Origin of the sequence: Altibacter sp. HG106 (assembly GCF_028561755.1) — a bacterium.
In the GTDB taxonomy this organism is placed as follows: domain Bacteria; phylum Bacteroidota; class Bacteroidia; order Flavobacteriales; family Flavobacteriaceae; genus DFVG01.
The window spans coordinates 118290-134948 of sequence record NZ_JAQQTD010000001.1 but is presented as its reverse complement, the minus strand read 5'-3'; the positions used below and the strand labels follow the sequence as shown (position 1 = coordinate 134948).

17 protein-coding genes are annotated in these 16659 nt (G+C 44.4%); 14 read left to right on the top strand and 3 right to left on the bottom strand.

Going from position 1 to position 16659, the window contains the following annotated elements:
- The first annotated feature begins 34 nt into the window (after positions 1-34).
- From PO830_RS00650 to PO830_RS00625, 6 genes are all read left to right on the top strand, one after another.
- Positions 35-976: a UDP-3-O-(3-hydroxymyristoyl)glucosamine N-acyltransferase gene (locus tag PO830_RS00650; RefSeq protein WP_272851597.1), complete on the top strand. Its 942-nt coding sequence runs from the start codon at positions 35-37 to the stop codon at positions 974-976.
- Positions 969-1382 (top strand): nuclear transport factor 2 family protein, encoded by a 414-nt coding sequence (locus PO830_RS00645; RefSeq protein WP_272851596.1) that lies wholly within the window; start codon positions 969-971, stop codon positions 1380-1382. The genes PO830_RS00650 and PO830_RS00645 overlap by 8 nt, the downstream gene beginning before the upstream one ends.
- Before the next feature lie 92 nt (positions 1383-1474).
- Positions 1475-2350, top strand: a complete 876-nt coding sequence (sucD, locus tag PO830_RS00640) for a succinate--CoA ligase subunit alpha (RefSeq protein WP_272851595.1) — start codon at positions 1475-1477, stop codon at positions 2348-2350.
- A 76-nt stretch (positions 2351-2426) separates the two neighbouring features.
- Complete coding sequence (gene fabG / locus PO830_RS00635; protein ID WP_272851594.1) at positions 2427-3173, top strand: 3-oxoacyl-[acyl-carrier-protein] reductase; 747 nt, start codon at positions 2427-2429, stop codon at positions 3171-3173.
- Positions 3174-3176: 3 nt separating this feature from the next.
- Positions 3177-5210 (top strand): vWA domain-containing protein, encoded by a 2034-nt coding sequence (locus PO830_RS00630; protein ID WP_272851593.1) that lies wholly within the window; start codon positions 3177-3179, stop codon positions 5208-5210.
- 16 nt (positions 5211-5226) lie between these two features.
- Positions 5227-6042, top strand: a complete 816-nt coding sequence (locus PO830_RS00625; protein ID WP_272851592.1) for a prohibitin family protein — start codon at positions 5227-5229, stop codon at positions 6040-6042.
- A gap of 51 nt (positions 6043-6093) precedes the next feature.
- Here the strand turns inward: PO830_RS00625 and PO830_RS00620 are convergent, their stop codons facing one another.
- The 3 genes from PO830_RS00620 to PO830_RS00610 are packed head-to-tail and all read right to left on the bottom strand — an operon-like array spanning position 6094 to position 9392.
- Positions 6094-7845, bottom strand: coding sequence for a sodium:solute symporter family protein (locus PO830_RS00620; RefSeq protein WP_272851591.1), 1752 nt, complete (start codon positions 7843-7845; stop codon positions 6094-6096).
- 1 nt (position 7846) lies between these two features.
- Entirely contained in the window at positions 7847-8443 is a 597-nt protein-coding gene (locus PO830_RS00615; protein WP_272851590.1) for a hypothetical protein, read from the bottom strand.
- Positions 8436-9392 (bottom strand): OmpA family protein, encoded by a 957-nt coding sequence (locus PO830_RS00610; RefSeq protein ID WP_272851589.1) that lies wholly within the window; start codon positions 9390-9392, stop codon positions 8436-8438. The genes PO830_RS00615 and PO830_RS00610 overlap by 8 nt, the downstream gene beginning before the upstream one ends.
- Positions 9393-9674: 282 nt before the next feature.
- Here PO830_RS00610 and hisG point away from each other — a divergent pair, with 282 nt between their 5' ends.
- Genes hisG through hisIE form a run of 8 tightly spaced genes read left to right on the top strand, consistent with a single transcriptional unit; the run spans position 9675 to position 16657 of the window.
- Positions 9675-10529, top strand: coding sequence for an ATP phosphoribosyltransferase (gene hisG, locus PO830_RS00605; protein ID WP_272851588.1), 855 nt, complete (start codon positions 9675-9677; stop codon positions 10527-10529).
- A gap of 9 nt (positions 10530-10538) precedes the next feature.
- Complete coding sequence (hisD, locus tag PO830_RS00600; protein WP_272851587.1) at positions 10539-11825, top strand: histidinol dehydrogenase; 1287 nt, start codon at positions 10539-10541, stop codon at positions 11823-11825.
- Positions 11812-12864, top strand: a complete 1053-nt coding sequence (hisC, locus tag PO830_RS00595) for a histidinol-phosphate transaminase (protein ID WP_272851586.1) — start codon at positions 11812-11814, stop codon at positions 12862-12864. The genes hisD and hisC overlap by 14 nt, the downstream gene beginning before the upstream one ends.
- Positions 12861-13994 (top strand): bifunctional histidinol-phosphatase/imidazoleglycerol-phosphate dehydratase HisB, encoded by a 1134-nt coding sequence (gene hisB, locus PO830_RS00590; protein ID WP_272851585.1) that lies wholly within the window; start codon positions 12861-12863, stop codon positions 13992-13994. The genes hisC and hisB overlap by 4 nt, the downstream gene beginning before the upstream one ends.
- The gene (hisH, locus tag PO830_RS00585) at positions 13991-14575 is read left to right on the top strand and encodes an imidazole glycerol phosphate synthase subunit HisH (protein WP_272851584.1); all 585 of its coding nucleotides are present in this window, start codon (positions 13991-13993) and stop codon (positions 14573-14575) included. The genes hisB and hisH overlap by 4 nt, the downstream gene beginning before the upstream one ends.
- Positions 14572-15300 (top strand): 1-(5-phosphoribosyl)-5-[(5-phosphoribosylamino)methylideneamino]imidazole-4-carboxamide isomerase, encoded by a 729-nt coding sequence (gene hisA / locus PO830_RS00580; RefSeq protein ID WP_272851583.1) that lies wholly within the window; start codon positions 14572-14574, stop codon positions 15298-15300. Before hisH ends, hisA begins: the two co-directional genes overlap by 4 nt.
- Positions 15290-16045: an imidazole glycerol phosphate synthase subunit HisF gene (hisF, locus tag PO830_RS00575; RefSeq protein WP_272851582.1), complete on the top strand. Its 756-nt coding sequence runs from the start codon at positions 15290-15292 to the stop codon at positions 16043-16045. The genes hisA and hisF overlap by 11 nt, the downstream gene beginning before the upstream one ends.
- 9 nt (positions 16046-16054) lie before the next feature.
- Entirely contained in the window at positions 16055-16657 is a 603-nt protein-coding gene (gene hisIE / locus PO830_RS00570) for a bifunctional phosphoribosyl-AMP cyclohydrolase/phosphoribosyl-ATP diphosphatase HisIE (RefSeq protein ID WP_272851581.1), read from the top strand.
- Positions 16658-16659 lie beyond the last annotated feature (2 nt).

Below are 16659 nucleotides of genomic sequence, written 5' to 3'. Positions count from 1 at the left end.
ATTTTTTATATTTGGTAGCCTTAGTTAATTTCAGATGAAATTTAATCCACAACAAACCTTGGCAGGAATCGCTGCCATCCTCGATTGCGACTTCGATGGAGATGCAAATTTCCCTGTTTTGGGTATGAATGAAATACATGTGGTTCAGCCCGGGGATATTGTATTTGTGGACCACCCTAAGTATTATGACAAGGCACTGGAGTCGCCTGCTACGATTATTTTAATCAATAAGAAAGTTGCCTGCCCTAAGGGGAAGGCCTTGCTGATATCGGATGATCCGTTTCGAGATTTCAACGTTTTGACCAAACATTTCAAACCGTTTGAACCCGCGCGTGCTGTGATTGCTGAAACAGCAACCATAGGGAAACATACCATTATCCAACCCAATGTTTTTATTGGAAACCACGTTACCATTGGCGATGATTGCATCATCCATCCGAATGTCACCATATACGATCATACGGTGATTGGGAACAATGTGACGATTCATGCCGGAACCGTTTTAGGTGCGGACGCTTTTTATTATAAAAATAGACCAGAAGGTTTCGACAAACTTAAAAGTGGCGGTAACGTAGTGGTTCAAGACCATGTCGATATTGGCGGTCTATGTACCATCGATCGAGGGGTAACAGCATCCACTATCATTGGAGAAGGTTCAAAGCTAGACAATCAAGTACATGTGGGACACGATTCCATTATTGGAAAGCGCTGTTTAATCGCCTCACAAGTTGGTATCGCTGGCTGTGTTTTGATCGAAGATCAAGTGACCATCTGGGGGCAGGTGGGTATCACCAGTGGTGTGACCATAGGTGAAAAGGCTATTATTTCGGCTCAAAGTGGCGTTAGTAAGTCGCTTCCGGGTCATAAATCCTATTTTGGGACACCGGCAGACGACTTTCGGAAAAAATACAAGGAGATCGCCTCGATTCGGTTGATACCAGATATTATAGAAAAATTAGATAAACTTCATGAGTAATAGTGCAAAAGACATCGTAAAGAATTTTTACAAATCCAATTTGGTTACCGATGACGGGGTATTGGAAACATTCATTCATCCCGAACTTGTTTTGATCTGGAACAGTACCGATGGACTCACCATCATGCATTACGATGACATTTCAGAGTTTTTTGCTGAGATTAAACGTACCTATAACGACCTTCGGATAGAAGTGAGTCATGTCCTGGAAGATGGAAATCATGTTACCATTCGATATAAATACTATATTCGAACTATTGAGAATCCCGAGGAAGAATTGGGGATCGCCCATTTTATCGCGATTTGGGAGGTGAAAGACGGAAAATTATACCGCGGCTATCAAATTAGTCAGCCTGCCACCGATAAAGACGATACCAACAAATCATACCATCGTGTAAAAGTGTAAATTGCTTTTTAAAACGAAGGAAATACGTTAATTTTGTGCCTCAATTCAGAACGAAAGAAAACTAGTTTTTAGATAAAAAAGTAATCATCTCCATGAGTGTTTTAGTAAATAAAAATTCAAAAATCATAGTACAAGGATTTACCGGTAGCGAAGGAACATTTCACGCCGAACAAATGATCGAATACGGAACCAACGTGGTTGGTGGGGTAACTCCAGGAAAGGGAGGTCAAACTCATTTAGATAAGCCGGTCTTTAATACGGTTAAAGAAGCCGTCAATGAAACAGGCGCCGATGTATCCATTATTTTCGTACCGCCTGCTTTTGCAGCAGATGCTATCATGGAAGCAGCACATGCCGGTATTAAAGTGATCATTACCATCACAGAAGGAATTCCCGTGGCAGATATGATCAAAGCAGCCGACTATATCAAAGACAAGGAATGTCGTTTAGTAGGTCCCAATTGTCCAGGGGTTATCACTCCGGGAGAAGCTAAAGTTGGTATTATGCCTGGCTTCGTTTTCAAAAAAGGGAAAGTAGGTGTGGTATCAAAATCGGGTACGCTTACGTACGAAGCGGCCGATCAGGTTGTAAAACAAGGTCTTGGAATTACTACGGCGATCGGTATTGGTGGAGACCCTATTATTGGAACCACCACGAAACAAGCGGTCGAATTATTAATCAATGATGAGGAAACTGAAGCGGTTGTCATGATTGGAGAGATTGGAGGACAATTGGAAGCCGACGCCGCAAAATGGTATAAAGAGAGCGGAAGCAACAAACCAATTATCGGGTTTATCGCAGGAGAAACTGCCCCTGCAGGACGTACCATGGGGCATGCCGGAGCAATTGTAGGAGGAAGCGACGATACGGCGCAAGCCAAAAAGAAAATTATGCGTGAGTGTGGTATTCACGTGGTAGATTCGCCCGCAGAGATTGGCAAAAAAGTCGCTGAGGTATTGGCGAACTAAACAATAAACACAAGTTAAGCCCTGCAAATCGCAGGGCTTTTTTTATATTTGGGTATCACCTTAAAGAGTCGTATCAATGAAGTTATTAGAAGGAAAAACTGCTATTATTACCGGTGGAAGTCGGGGTATTGGGAAAGGCATAGTGGAAACATTTGCGAGCCATGGTGCTCATGTGGCATTTACCTATAATTCGTCTGCAGAAGCCGCTGAAGCATTGGCTGCTGAGGTTTCAAAAAACGGAGTGACCGCCAAGGCCTATCAAAGCAATGCGGCGAGCTATGAAGAATCGCAAGCATTGATCGAGCAGGTATTGAAAGACTTTGACCGTATCGATATTTTGATCAACAATGCAGGAATTACCAAAGACAATCTCTTAATGCGTATTTCGGAAGAAGATTTTGATAAGGTGATTGAGGTGAACCTCAAATCGGTGTTCAATATGACCAAGGCCGTACAACGCACCATGTTAAAACAGCGAGGAGGCTCAATCATTAATATGAGCTCGGTAGTAGGAGTCAAAGGGAATGCCGGACAGACTAATTATGCCGCTTCTAAAGCAGGTATCATTGGGTTTACGAAATCGGTAGCCCTGGAACTTGGCTCGAGAAACATTCGCTGCAACGCTATTGCTCCGGGCTTTATTGAAACCGAAATGACAGGAAAATTAGATGAAGCTACGGTACAATCCTGGCGAGATGCGATTCCGCTTAAACGCGGTGGAAGTCCGGAAGACATCGCGAATGCCTGTATTTTCTTAGGAAGTGACCTTTCTTCATATGTAACCGGGCAAGTGCTGAATGTGGATGGGGGAATGCTCACATAATCTATGACAGCAGAGACGGTATTATATATTGTGATCGCCGGTGTAAGTTCTATGGCACTGGCGCTTTTTATGTATGGATATCGTTCAAAGTACCCGTCCTCGTTAGCCTGGACTTTCGGAGTATTGCGATTTCTTACCCTCTTTGCACTTTTCTTACTACTTATAAACCCCAGCTTCAAAAATACCGAGCTTCGGCTGGAGAAGCCTAAACTGCCGGTTTTACTAGATAATTCTTCTTCGGTAGCCTATCTGGAAAACGACTCCCTGGTGGAAACACTTGTACAAGACCTTCAACGCAATGAGGCGCTTAACGATCGTTTTGAGGTGGTGTACTACCGCTTCGGAAATACGTTAGAACCGCTAGACTCATTATCTTTTTCCGAAGAGAACACCCAAATAACGAAAGCTTTAGAAAGCCTTCAGGAAACATTCCGAAATCAAACCGCGCCCACGATACTGTTATCCGACGGAAACCAAACGCTGGGAAGCGATTATGAATTTATTAGTGTACGAGAAAATCAACCCGTATATCCTTTAATTTTAGGCGATTCCCTTCAGAGTGCTGATTTGCGAATCGAACGATTAAATAGCAATCGCTATGCTTTTCTCAAAAACGATTTTCCGGTAGAAGCCATTATTACCTATAATGGCGAAGGGCAAACCACCAATTCTTTTACGGTATCTCAAGGAAACGCGGTGGTTTTTCAACGTTCGATTGCTTTTTCTGAAACCGAGAATACAGCGACCCTTACTTTTACACTTCCCGCAACCCGCGTAGGCATTCAGGCATATACGGCGCAAATTGCACCACTGCCCAATGAACAGAATACAGTAAACAATCAAAAGCAATTTGCGGTAGAGGTCATCGATCAGGCGACAAATATCCTGGTGGTCCACACCTTGGTGCATCCCGACCTGGGAGCGCTTCGGAAGGCAATTGCGTCCAATGAACAACGAAGTGTCACGTTTGCCAGTCCGTCTGAAGCTCTGGCAACTCTGGGCGAGTATCAATTGGTAATCCTGTATCAGCCCAACCGAAGGTTTCAGGAGGTGTATGAAGCGCTAGAAAGCTCCAAACAGAATACATGGACGCTCACCGGGGCGGAAACCGACTGGAATTTTTTAAATCGTACACAAACCCAATTTCAGAAAGAAACTACCTATCAAGACGAAACGGTAAGTGGTTCGTTTAATCCAAATTACGGAACCTTTACTGTGGAGGACCTTGGTTTCTCAGACTTCCCGCCCCTGCAAACCACCTTCGGAGAACTCTCTGTCACCATACCGCACGAAGTGCTCTTACAACAACAGGTGAGCGGTTTTGATACCGGCAGTGCGATGTTGTCAACCTGGGATGATAACGGTAGGAGAGGAGCGCTATGGGACGGCGAAGGCTTTTGGCGATGGAGGGCACAATCTTATTTGAATTCAGATTCGTTTCAGCCTTTCGATACCTTCATGGGGCAGATGATTCAGTACCTCGCTTCCAATAACCGACGAAGCAGACTGGAAGTGTCTCATGAAAGTTTTTATTACAGCAATCAGCGTATTCAACTTACTGCGCAGTACTTTGACAATACCTATCAGTTTGACGGGCAGGCATCCCTTCAAATTTCAGTAACCCATGAAGCAACCAACCGCGTAACGACATTCCCGATGTTGCTAACCAACAATTATTATGTGGTTGATTTGAACAGCCTTGCGCCTGGAACGTATGATTATACGGTGCAGGTACAAGGGGAGAACATTGCTAGAAGCGGTCGATTTACCATTATCGACTTCCAAGTGGAACAACAATTTGGTAATGCCAATGTAACGAAACTACAGCGCTTGGCGACCCATACGGGTGGCGTATCTTTTTATGCTTCAGAGTATAACAGGCTCATAGATAATTTATTAGCGGATAAAAGATATCGAACCATTCAGAAAAGCATCGAAAAAACCGTACCTTTAATTGATTGGTACTATTTACTACTAATTATTGCATTGACGCTTAGTGCCGAATGGTTTATTAGAAAGTACAACGGACTCACATAAAAATTGAAAGTATATTATGGAACGATTACCTAAAGTTGGAATACCTATTATCATCATCGCTATTTTGGTGATTATTGCATTTGCTAAATCGGCTGTTACCATTGGTTCTGGTGAAGCGGGAGTGCTGTATAAAACCTTTGGTGGTGGTGTAGTGACAGACGAGCCCCCATTAGGAGAAGGGTTTCATTTGATCGCGCCCTGGAACGATGTGATTGTCTATGAGGTGCGACAACAAGAGCTTTACGAGCAAATGAAAGTGCTTTCCTCCAATGGTTTGGAAATTAAGATTGACGCTTCTGCCTGGTTTCAGCCGGTATATGGAGATTTAGGAAGATTGCACCAAACGTTGGGAGAAAGCTATTTGCAACGGGTAATTCAACCCGCCATTAGAAGTGCCGCCAGAAGCGTGGTAGGACGCTATACGCCAGAACAATTGTACAGCAGCAAGCGTGATGTTATTCAGGATGAAATCTATGCCGAAACAAAAAAAATTCTCGATAATCAATTTGTACAGTTGAATGAAGTCTTGGTGCGTGATGTTACGCTTCCGAAGACCATTAAAGACGCTATCGAACGAAAGTTGAAGCAGGAGCAGGAGTCGTTAGAGTATGAATTTAGACTCGTAACGGCTGAAAAGGAAGCTGAAAAGGTTAAGATTGAAGCGCAGGGTAAAGCGGAAGCCAACCGAATTTTAAGTGCATCTTTGACCGACAAAATTTTACAGGACAAAGGGATAGAAGCCACGCTGGAATTAGCAAAATCACCCAACTCAAAAATAGTGGTAGTGGGTTCTGGAGATGACGGTCTTCCCTTGATTCTTGGGAATAATTAAGGATTCGCTTCGCGAACGCTAAGAGAACCGTTCCTTCCATGAAGGAGCGGTTTATTTTTTATTCCAAAGAGTGAAAATCAAAAAGGCTGCTACCATCGCTATTCCCCAGAGAATGGCAGCTCCTAAATAATTGCCGTAGATCACATAACCTGTTCCGAAGAGTGCCGTATACACAAAGAGGATCCCTAAGAGCATGGAGGCGAGGTCGATGGTAAACCGATCGTGACTTTGTTTAAGTTCCATTCCTTGCTTTGCTGCCCGCTCCTTAAATCGACTCCAACCCATTCCATAAGGCGTCACGGCGTTGTAAAAAGAGGCTAAGGTCGTTGCCTTTGTAGGGCGCGTCAAAAAGGTCACCACAATCCAGCTAACGGTTGTTATCGCTACCCCTAAGACCAATTTTTCATGGTCCGCCAGCCCTGTATCAAACACCTCGAAGGCAACCGCTACTAAAAATGAAACGATCATGCCGGTAATCTCACTGTAGGCATTGATGCGCCACCAAAACCAGCGTAGGATAAAAATGAGGCCCGTTCCGGCTCCAATTTGTAATAAGATGTTGAAGGTGCTCAAGGCGCTGCTCAGCAGTAGGGCCAAAAGCGCTGCAATAATCATAAGCACTACTGTGGTCAATCGACCGATGGTCACTAACTCTCGCTCGGAGGCTTCCGGTTTTACGAATCGTTTATAAAAATCAAGAGATACGTACGATGACCCCCAATTGAGGTGCGTAGAGATCGTACTCATAAAGGCAGCGATCAAAGAAGCCACCACAATTCCCAGGAGACCCGAAGGAAGTCGGGATAACATAGCCGGATATCCTAAATCATGTCCTAGAACCGCGTTGGGAAATTCAGCGCCTATATCACTAAGTTGTGGATACAACACTAAGGAGGCCAGGGCAATAAGGATCCAGGGCCAGGGCCGTAGAGCATAATGGGCAATATTAAATAACAGTGTTGCGCCAATTGCGTTTTTTTCGTTTTTTGCGGAAAGCATGCGCTGAGCGATGTATCCACCTCCTCCTGGTTCAGCACCGGGATACCAAACGCTCCACCATTGTACGGCCAGCGGGATGATAAGCAATACCAACAGCGACTCTGTATCGTTAAAGTCTGGTAAGAATGAAAGTTTGTCTGACACGTTGGGATGGGTGAGCAACTTAGATAAGCCACCTACTTCCGGAAGATTGATAATGTAAATGGCCGCCCAAATAGAACCTACCATCGCTACCAAAAACTGCAGAAAATCGGTTAGAATCACTCCGCGGAGTCCGCCAATAGAGCTGTATGCTACCGTTACGAGGGAGGCGTATAATACGCATTCCCATGGCGCCAAATCAAATAAAATTCCTCCTATTTTTATGGCCGCCAAACAGACAGAAGCCATGATCATAACATTGAAGAAAACACCAAGATACAACGCGCGAAATCCTCGAAGGAAGGCCGCTTCTTTTCCGCTATAGCGCATTTCATAAAATTGAAGATCGGTAAGCACCTGACTGCGTCGCCACAATTTCGCGTAAACGAAAACCGTAAGCATTCCGGTGACCAAGAAGGTCCACCACACCCAGTTTCCAGAAATTCCGTTTTGCCGAACGATATCCGTAACCAGGTTCGGGGTGTCTGCGGAAAACGTGGTTGCTACCATGGAAATCCCCAATAACCACCATGGCATATTTCGACCCGACAAAAAGAACTCTTGCGTATTTTTTCCGGAGCGCTTTGCGACCCAAATACCGATAATCAAGAAGATCACAAAAAACGATAGGATGAGCATCCAATCGAGAGTGGATAATTCCATATTAGTAGACTTTTAGCGCCTTGGCTTGCCCTACCCAATTGTCGCGATCAATCCTTCCGGGAAAGAAGTCGATCAACTCGGTAATCGTGCGAATATCGCTATCGTCAAACCGACTAATTTGATCGAAATTGAAAATACCAATCTCGTTTAGTTTCAGCTCAATGTAAGGGCCAATCCCGTTAATTTTAGTGAGATCATCTTTGGCGTCTGCATCTGCGTATCCAAAATTATCAAAATTCAATTCGGGCTTGCTCTTAGCGTAGGTGACGAAACTCGTTTTTGCTTTCGCCGCCACTTGATCGGGGGAGGCAGCTATTTTCGGGGCTGGCTTAGACACGTTAATTTCCTCCTGAGTTTCCTTTACCACCTTTACAATTTTTGGCCTTATCTCAGAAAAAATCGTGTCAATATTATTGATTTTTTGTTTTTCAATTTGAAGTTGGTTCACTTCCTCCTTGAGTCGTTTGGTAAGCGTCCCGAATTTAGATTTTTGCGTCCACCAGGCGAAAAAGTATCCGATAAGAAAGGCACTGAGCATGAGAAGAAAAATTTCCCAGTGCGCGCTAAACTGTTCGATACGTTCAGAAATATTATTCATTGGTTACTTCGAATACCGCCTCAATACGTCGGTTTTGTATTCTACCCTCTTCGGTTTTGTTTGTGGTGAGCGGGTTTGACTCACCTTCTGACAAAGCTACTATTTTTTTTCTATCTATTTGCGCTTTATTTACTAGGTACCAACGCACCTCTCTTGCATCTTTCAAACCGGACTGATAATTATCGACAGCATTGCCAACGTTATCGGTGTGTCCAATGATTTTGAGTTGAAGTTCCGGATGGTTTTCCAGTATGATTTTGGCATCTTCCCCAAACTTTTTCAAGTCGGCATTCTCCAACACCCCACTCATGGAGAATCTTGGATAAATTGTAAGGGAAGCTCCGTAATACTGTTGCTGCGCTTTATTGTACCGAACCGAGTCCAAAGGTCTAAAAGAGAACGAAATACCGTTTCTGGCCATGTCTCTTTCCGAAAAAGAAATATCCGAAATAATAGATCTTACCACGATTCGGGCGTGCGGGATGCCCGTTTCAATAAGTTCATTTTTTATGATATTGCCTCGCTGAATACCGTAATTGGGATTCTCAATTTGTTCACTGGCGCTGTATTTCGACAGTACATGAAGTTCTTGATCGGGATGTTGAAGCGCGTAGGTGTTCAATTTATATTTATAGTCTAATAAACTCTTCGGAATGTCTAATTCAGCCGAATTTTTCTTAATCGATATGGTTTCCGGGTATAAGAAAATGATGTCTCCTTCCAAATTAAGCGCCTTGAGTCCGTCTAATTGAAAAGTGTCTGCAGGAATCACTTCGGTTGAGTCCGTTTCGTCTACTACTTCTTCCTCTTCAGAAATTGGGTTAGTCTCCACCACCTCTTTATTCCCTACTGAAGATGCGGTTGCCTTAGGCTGTACCCAAGAATACAACCACAGCGCAAAAAATGCCCATACCAAAAAGACTAAAAAAGCAATGAGGAAATTCTTCATTAATAAATGATAAACAGTCGATTGAGTTTTCTAACGTACGCCAATGCGTTATCAAATCTATAAAAATAGGAGGGTTCCTTAGTAATAATTTAATATGTTTTTTACCCCGTGCTGAACAAATTTTAATACATTTGTCTCAGATATGACATTCAACAAGCAACATCATCATACTATTTCACTCCACGCTCCGGCGAGGTGATTTAGTAGTGTGTTCTTGAAACCATAAACTGAAACCCGTTTGAGCGATGCTTAAACGGGTTTTTTTATTAACCAATGTGAGCTATGAAACTAAAAATTGCAGTTCAAAAATCAGGGAGACTTCACGATGAATCCCTTAGACTACTGAAGGATTGTGGTATTTCAATTGACAACGGAAAAGATCAATTGAAAGCGCCTGCCAAAAATTTTCCGCTGGAAATCTATTATTTACGAAACGGAGATATTCCTCAATATCTTAAAGATGGAGTGGTTGATTGCGCTATCGTAGGCGAAAATCTACTTGTTGAAAAAGGCGATGGCATCACGCATATGCAGCCCTTAGGATTTTCCAAATGTCGCGTTTCAATTGCAGTTTCGAAAATTTTTGAATACGATTCGGTGCAGGATTTAGCAGGAAAACGGATTGCCACTTCCTATCCAGTTACCCTTCAAAAATACTTATCAGAGCATGGCATCGAAGCCGATCTCCATATTATTAACGGAAGTGTCGAGATTGCTCCGAACATCGGACTGGCAGATGCCATCTGCGACATTGTGAGCAGCGGGAGCACACTCTTCAAAAACAATCTGAAAGAAGTAGAGGTCATTCTACAAAGTGAAGCCGTGCTTGCGGCTTCTCCGAGAATACCTGAAGCGGCCAAGGCCTATTTAGAAAATCTGCAATTCAGAATCGAATCGGTACTTAAGGGGAGGTCTTCTCGTTATGTCTTGCTGAATGCTCCAGATGAACAACTGGAACAGATCATTGAAATATTACCCGGGATGAAGAGTCCGACAGTACTACCATTAGCTGAAAAAGGCTGGAGTAGCATTCATTCAGTGGTTCCCCAAGACGAGTTTTGGGAAAAGATTGAGGCCCTAAAAGCCGCCGGAGCCGAAGGAATATTGGTGTGTCCTATTGAAAAAATGGTCGTTTAAAATATAATTATGAAACAATATAAGTACCCGAATCCCACCGAGTATTCGACCCTCTTGCAACGGCCAGGGCGAGATTCAGAGCAATTGCGAAATACGGCCGAAAGTATTTTTTCAGAAGTACAGCGAAACGGAGATCAAGCGGTTCAGAAGTATACGGCCTTGTTTGATGGCGTTACTCTAGATGGCATGCGCGTTTCTAAGGAAGCGATTGAAAAAGCGACTTCCGGGGTGCCGGAAGTGTTAAGAAAGGCCATGCAGGTTGCGTACCAAAACATTTCAACCTTTCACGAGGCACAGCAAACCGAAACGCTGAGGGTAGAAACACAGGCGGGAGTACTTTGCTGGCAGGAGAAGCGGCCCATAGAAGCAGTAGGTATCTACATTCCCGGAGGCTCAGCGCCTTTATTTTCCACCGTGTTCATGCTAGCCATCCCGGCACAATTGGCGGGTTGTAAAAGGATCGTTTTGTGCTCTCCACCATCGAGTAAGGGTACCATAGCGCCCGAAATTTTGTATGCCGCCAATTTGTGTGGTGTCACTGAGATATTTTCGGTTGGCGGAATACAAGCGATTGCCGCGTTAACCTTAGGTACCGCACAACTTCCTAAAGTCGATAAAATCTTCGGTCCCGGCAACAGTTATGTAACAGCGGCGAAGCAGGTCGCTACACGCTACGGTGTGGCGATTGATATGCCGGCCGGCCCTTCGGAAGTATTGGTATTTGCGGATGATACGGCGATTCCGGAATACGTTGCAGCCGATCTATTGAGTCAAGCCGAACACGGGGCCGATAGTCAGGTGATCTTGGTTAGTACTTCGGAAAAATTGCTTGATCAGGTTCAATTAGAGGTTGCAGCACAAGTGGAACAGCTGCCCAGAAAGGAGGTCGCAACAAAAGCCTTGCAACATTCCAAAGCGATTCTGGTAGCAAATAATACGGAAGCGCTTTCCGTGATAAATATGTATGCCCCCGAACATTTGATCTTGGCCGTCCGGGATGCGCGTACAGTGGCTTCAGAAGTACAGCATGCCGGCTCCGTATTTTTAGGCAATTATACTCCCGAAAGCGCAGGCGATTACGCTTCCGGCACCAATCATACCTTGCCAACCTACGGATTTGCACGGCAGTATAGTGGGGTATCACTAGACAGCTTTTTAAAGAGTATTACTTTTCAGGAAATTACCAAAGAGGGGTTGTTGGCTTTAGGCCCTCATGTGGCCTGCATGGCTGCTGCTGAAGGACTCACTGCACACCAACGTGCCATCGAAATACGATTGAGAAATGATAAAAAATAGAAAAGACATCAGTGCGCTTGTTGCGTCAGGGATTTTAGAACTGGAGCCCTATCAGTCGGCTCGAGATGAATTTGCGGTGGACGAAGGCTCCTATACCTTCTTAGATGCCAATGAACATCCCATACCCACACTGGTGAATCGATATCCCGATCCGTATCAGACGGCATTGCGGAAACAAATAGCTCATCTAAAAGGCCTGAGCCCCGACCAACTTCTTTTGGGAAATGGCAGCGACGAAGTGTTAGACTTGCTGTTTCGGGTGTTTTGCGAGCCGGGCGATGCCATTATTACCCTAGCGCCAACCTATGGCATGTACGGTGTGCTTGCCCAGCAACATCGTGTGAGGAATATTGAATTAACGCTTTCCGCAGATTTTCAACCAGATGTAGATGAGATCCTCCAGACGGTAGATCGCAATACCAAAATGCTGTTTGTGTGCTCCCCCAACAATCCATCGGGAAATTTGATCGACGCCGATCGCATCAAAGCACTCTTGTCACATTTTAATGGGATGGTAGTAATTGATGAGGCCTATATTGATTTTTCGAATTCGGAAAGTTGGGCACGACAGCTTGATACCTATCCTAATTTGGTGGTCTTACAAACCTTTTCGAAGGCCTATGGCATGGCGGGAATTCGGTTGGGAATGGCTATTGCCAACCCGAAGGTAATCCTGTGGCTTACCAAAATAAAATTGCCGTACAACGTGAATACGCTCACGCAAGAATTCGCAAAGAAACAGCTCAAAAACATAGGGGAAATAAATACCGCTATCGTTACGCTAAAAAATGAACGAGCGCAATTAGCAAAAGCCCTTGCCAGCATCTCTTATGTAACTAAAGTGTTTCCTTCGGAAGCGAACTTTTTATTGGTTCGGGTTACCGATGCTTCGGCGGTATACAACGCATTGATCACCATGGGCATCGTGGTTCGAAACAGAAGTTCCCTGCCTCACTGCGAGGAATGTTTGCGAATTACCGTAGGAACTTCCGAAGAAAACGAACAATTGATTTCCGCTTTAAAACAAGTGACGCTATGAAAAGAAAAGTATTATTTATCGATCGCGATGGCACGCTAGTACGGGAACCGGAAGACGAGCAGTTGGATTCTTTGGAAAAACTTGAATTTTATCCAAGAGCCCTCTACAATCTTTCAAAGATCGCTGCTAACGGCGCTTACGAATTGGTGATGGTTACGAATCAGGATGGGTTAGGAACCGAGGCTTTTCCGGAAGATACCTTTTGGCCGACGCATAATTTCATTGTTTCTACGTTTGAAAACGAAGGCGTTATTTTCGATAATATTGTGATTGATCGCACCTTCGCTGAGGACCAACAGCCTACTAGAAAGCCTGGTACAGCCTTATTGCAACACTATTTTTCTGACGCCTATGATTTGGAACATAGTTTTGTAATTGGAGACCGACTTACCGATGTGGCGCTAGCCAAAAACTTAGGCGCTCGCGCTATTTTTATCGATGATCACCCAGACATGGGAGCTGAAGAAGTTCCGTCAGAAACCGATTTAGAAGCGACCATAGCCTTACGTACGTCAAATTGGGATGACATTTATACCTTGCTCATGTCCAGCGACAGAATCGCAACGATTACTCGAAATACGAAAGAGACGAAAATTTCGGCGACCTTGAATCTGGACGGTACCGGGCAAAGTGCTATTTCCACAGGCATCGCTTTTTTTGATCATATGCTCGATCAACTGGCGCGGCATGGAACTATGGATTTGAAACTTGAGGTTCAAGGCGACTTAGAAGTAGACGAGCATCACACCATCGAAGATACTGCGCTTGCGTTAGGAGCTGCTTTCAAGCAGGCCCTCGGAAACAAACAGGGATTGTCGCGATATGGCTTTTGCCTGCCTATGGACGATTGTTTGGCGCAGGTGGCTATTGACTTTGGGGGTAGAAACTGGTTGGTTTGGGAGGCAGAATTTAACCGTGAAATGATTGGGAAGATGCCTACGGAAATGTTCATGCATTTCTTCAAGTCTTTTTCGGATGCTGCTCAGTGTAACTTGAATATTAAAGCCGAAGGCACAAACGAACACCATAAGATTGAAGCTATTTTTAAAGCGTTTGCCAGAGCGGTGAAAGGAGCGATTGCACGTGATCTTAGCTCGAAACAACTGCCTACAACAAAAGGGGTGTTATGAAAAAAGTAGCAATTATCGATTATGGTGCTGGAAATATCAAGAGCTTGCAATTTGCATTGGAGCGATTGGATGTTGCTTCCGTAGTAAGCAACAACACTTCGGAAATTATAAACGCGACGCATGTAATCTTTCCGGGAGTGGGTGCGGCTGGAAAGGCCATGGAACAATTACGATCTTCTGGTCTGGATATCGTCATTCCGAAACTGAAACAACCGGTTTTAGGAATTTGTTTGGGAATGCAACTAATGTGTCGGTTTTCCGAAGAAAATGACACAAACGGCCTTGGTATTTTTGAGGAATCAGTGGTTCGCTTTCCTGCTCTTGTGAAAATTCCTCATATGGGATGGAATCAACTTACCAACATGCGATCGCCCCTATTTTCTGGGATAGAAGAGGGTGCTTACATTTACATGGTTCACAGTTATTATGTTCCTCAACAACTAGATACCATTGCCACCACAACCTATGGTGCGCCGTATAGCGCGGCACTAAATAAAGACAATTTTTATGGCGTTCAGTTTCACCCCGAGAAAAGTGGTGAGGTGGGTGCCACCCTATTACAAAACTTTTTAGCCTTATGATCATTATACCCGCCATGGACATTATTGATGGGAAATGTGTACGATTAACGCAAGGGGATTTTTCAAAGAAAACCCTGTATGCGGAGGATCCTACAGAAATGGCCAAATGTTTTGAGGACGCCGGCTGTACCCGACTGCATTTGGTGGACTTAGACGGGGCCAAGGCCAAGCATATTGTGAACCACAAAGTGCTAGAATCTATTGCCAAACACACCCAACTGCAAATCGATTTTGGAGGAGGGGTGAAATCAGATACCGATATTACAATGGCTTTTGATTGTGGTGCGCAACAAATTACCGCCGGAAGTATTGCAGTCAGTAAGCCGGAAAAAGTGAAGGAATGGATCCGGCGTTATGGAGCAGAACGAATTATTTTGGGAGCTGATGTAAAAAATGGAAATATAGCGGTTTCCGGTTGGCAAGAGACTACGTCCTTAGAGGTGGTAGCCTTTGTAGAATTGTACGTACAACATGGAATTCAGCATGTGATTTGTACCGACATTTCCAAAGACGGCATGCTTCAAGGACCGGCAAGGCTATTGTATGAAAAACTTAGTAGCGCCTTGCCGGAAATTCAGCTCACCGCTTCAGGGGGCGTGTCCTCGCTAACAGACCTTAGGCTTTTACAGCAAATTGGGTGTAGTGCGGCCATTGTAGGAAAAGCGATTTATGAGGGCAGTATAACGCTTTCAGAAGTAGAAAAATGGAATACAGATGTTAACTAAAAGAATTATTCCGTGTTTGGACATCAAAGATGGAAAAACCGTTAAAGGCGTAAAGTTTCAAGAATTACGCGCTGCTGGAGATCCTGTGGAATTGGCTGCTCGATATGCCGCGACGGGGGCAGACGAATTGGTCTTTCTGGATATTTCGGCTACGGAAGAAAAACGAAAGACTTTAGCATCCTTGGTGGAACGGGTGGCAGCCGCTATCAACATTCCGTTTACGGTAGGAGGCGGGGTTTCTAGCGTGGAAGACGCGTATCAATTGCTGAAGCACGGCGCAGACAAGGTTGCGATCAATTCAGCTGCGGTTCGTAGGCCAGAACTGATCAACGAACTCGCTTCTGCCTTCGGAAATCAATGTGTGGTAGTGGCCATTGATGCCAGGTTGTTGAACGATCGCTGGACCGTGCATTTGGTAGGAGGGAAGCAACCTACTTCAAATGAGTTACTAACCTGGGCGAAAGAAGCAGAACAACGAGGCGCCGGAGAATTGCTTTTTACATCTATGGATCACGACGGTACTAAAAATGGTTTTGCCAATGAAGCCTTGGCGACACTTTCGGAAACGGTGAACGTTCCAATTATCGCTTCAGGTGGAGCAGGAACGGTATCCCATTTTGAGAAGGTTTTTATCGAGGGCAAGGCGGATGCTGCATTGGCGGCAAGTGTTTTTCACTTTAACGAAATAGATATACAAACGCTAAAAACGAGGCTGCATACGAAAGGTATTCCCATGCGGCGTTAAAAAAATACTATGGAACAACTAAATTTTAAGAAGGAAAAGGATGCGCTCATTCCTGCGATTATTCAAGATGCTGTCACAAAAAAGGTGCTGATGCTGGGCTATATGAATGAAGCGGCGTATGTAAAGACGAAAGAGGCCGGTTTGGTCACGTTCTACAGCCGCTCGAGGCAACGCCTCTGGACGAAGGGGGAAACCAGTGGAAATACCTTGCGATTGTTGGATATGAAGCTAGATTGCGATCAGGACAGTTTGTTGCTTCAAGTACAGCCTAACGGCCCGGTCTGTCATACCGGTAGCGATACCTGTTGGAATGAGAAGAATCAACAAACGTACGGCTTCTTGACTGATTTGGAAGAAGTGATCGCTTCTCGAAAGCAAGAAGGAAAGACGGATTCATCTTATGTCGCTTCTCTTTTTTCTAAAGGAATCAACAAAATCGCGCAAAAAGTAGGGGAAGAAGCAGTAGAATTGGTAATAGAAGCCAAAGATGAGAACGACTTACTTTTTTTAAATGAAGCTGCCGACCTGATTTTTCATTTCCTTATTCTATTGCAAACCAAAGGAATGCGGTTGGAAGACGTTGTAAAAACCTTACAGGAAAGACATCGGTAAGT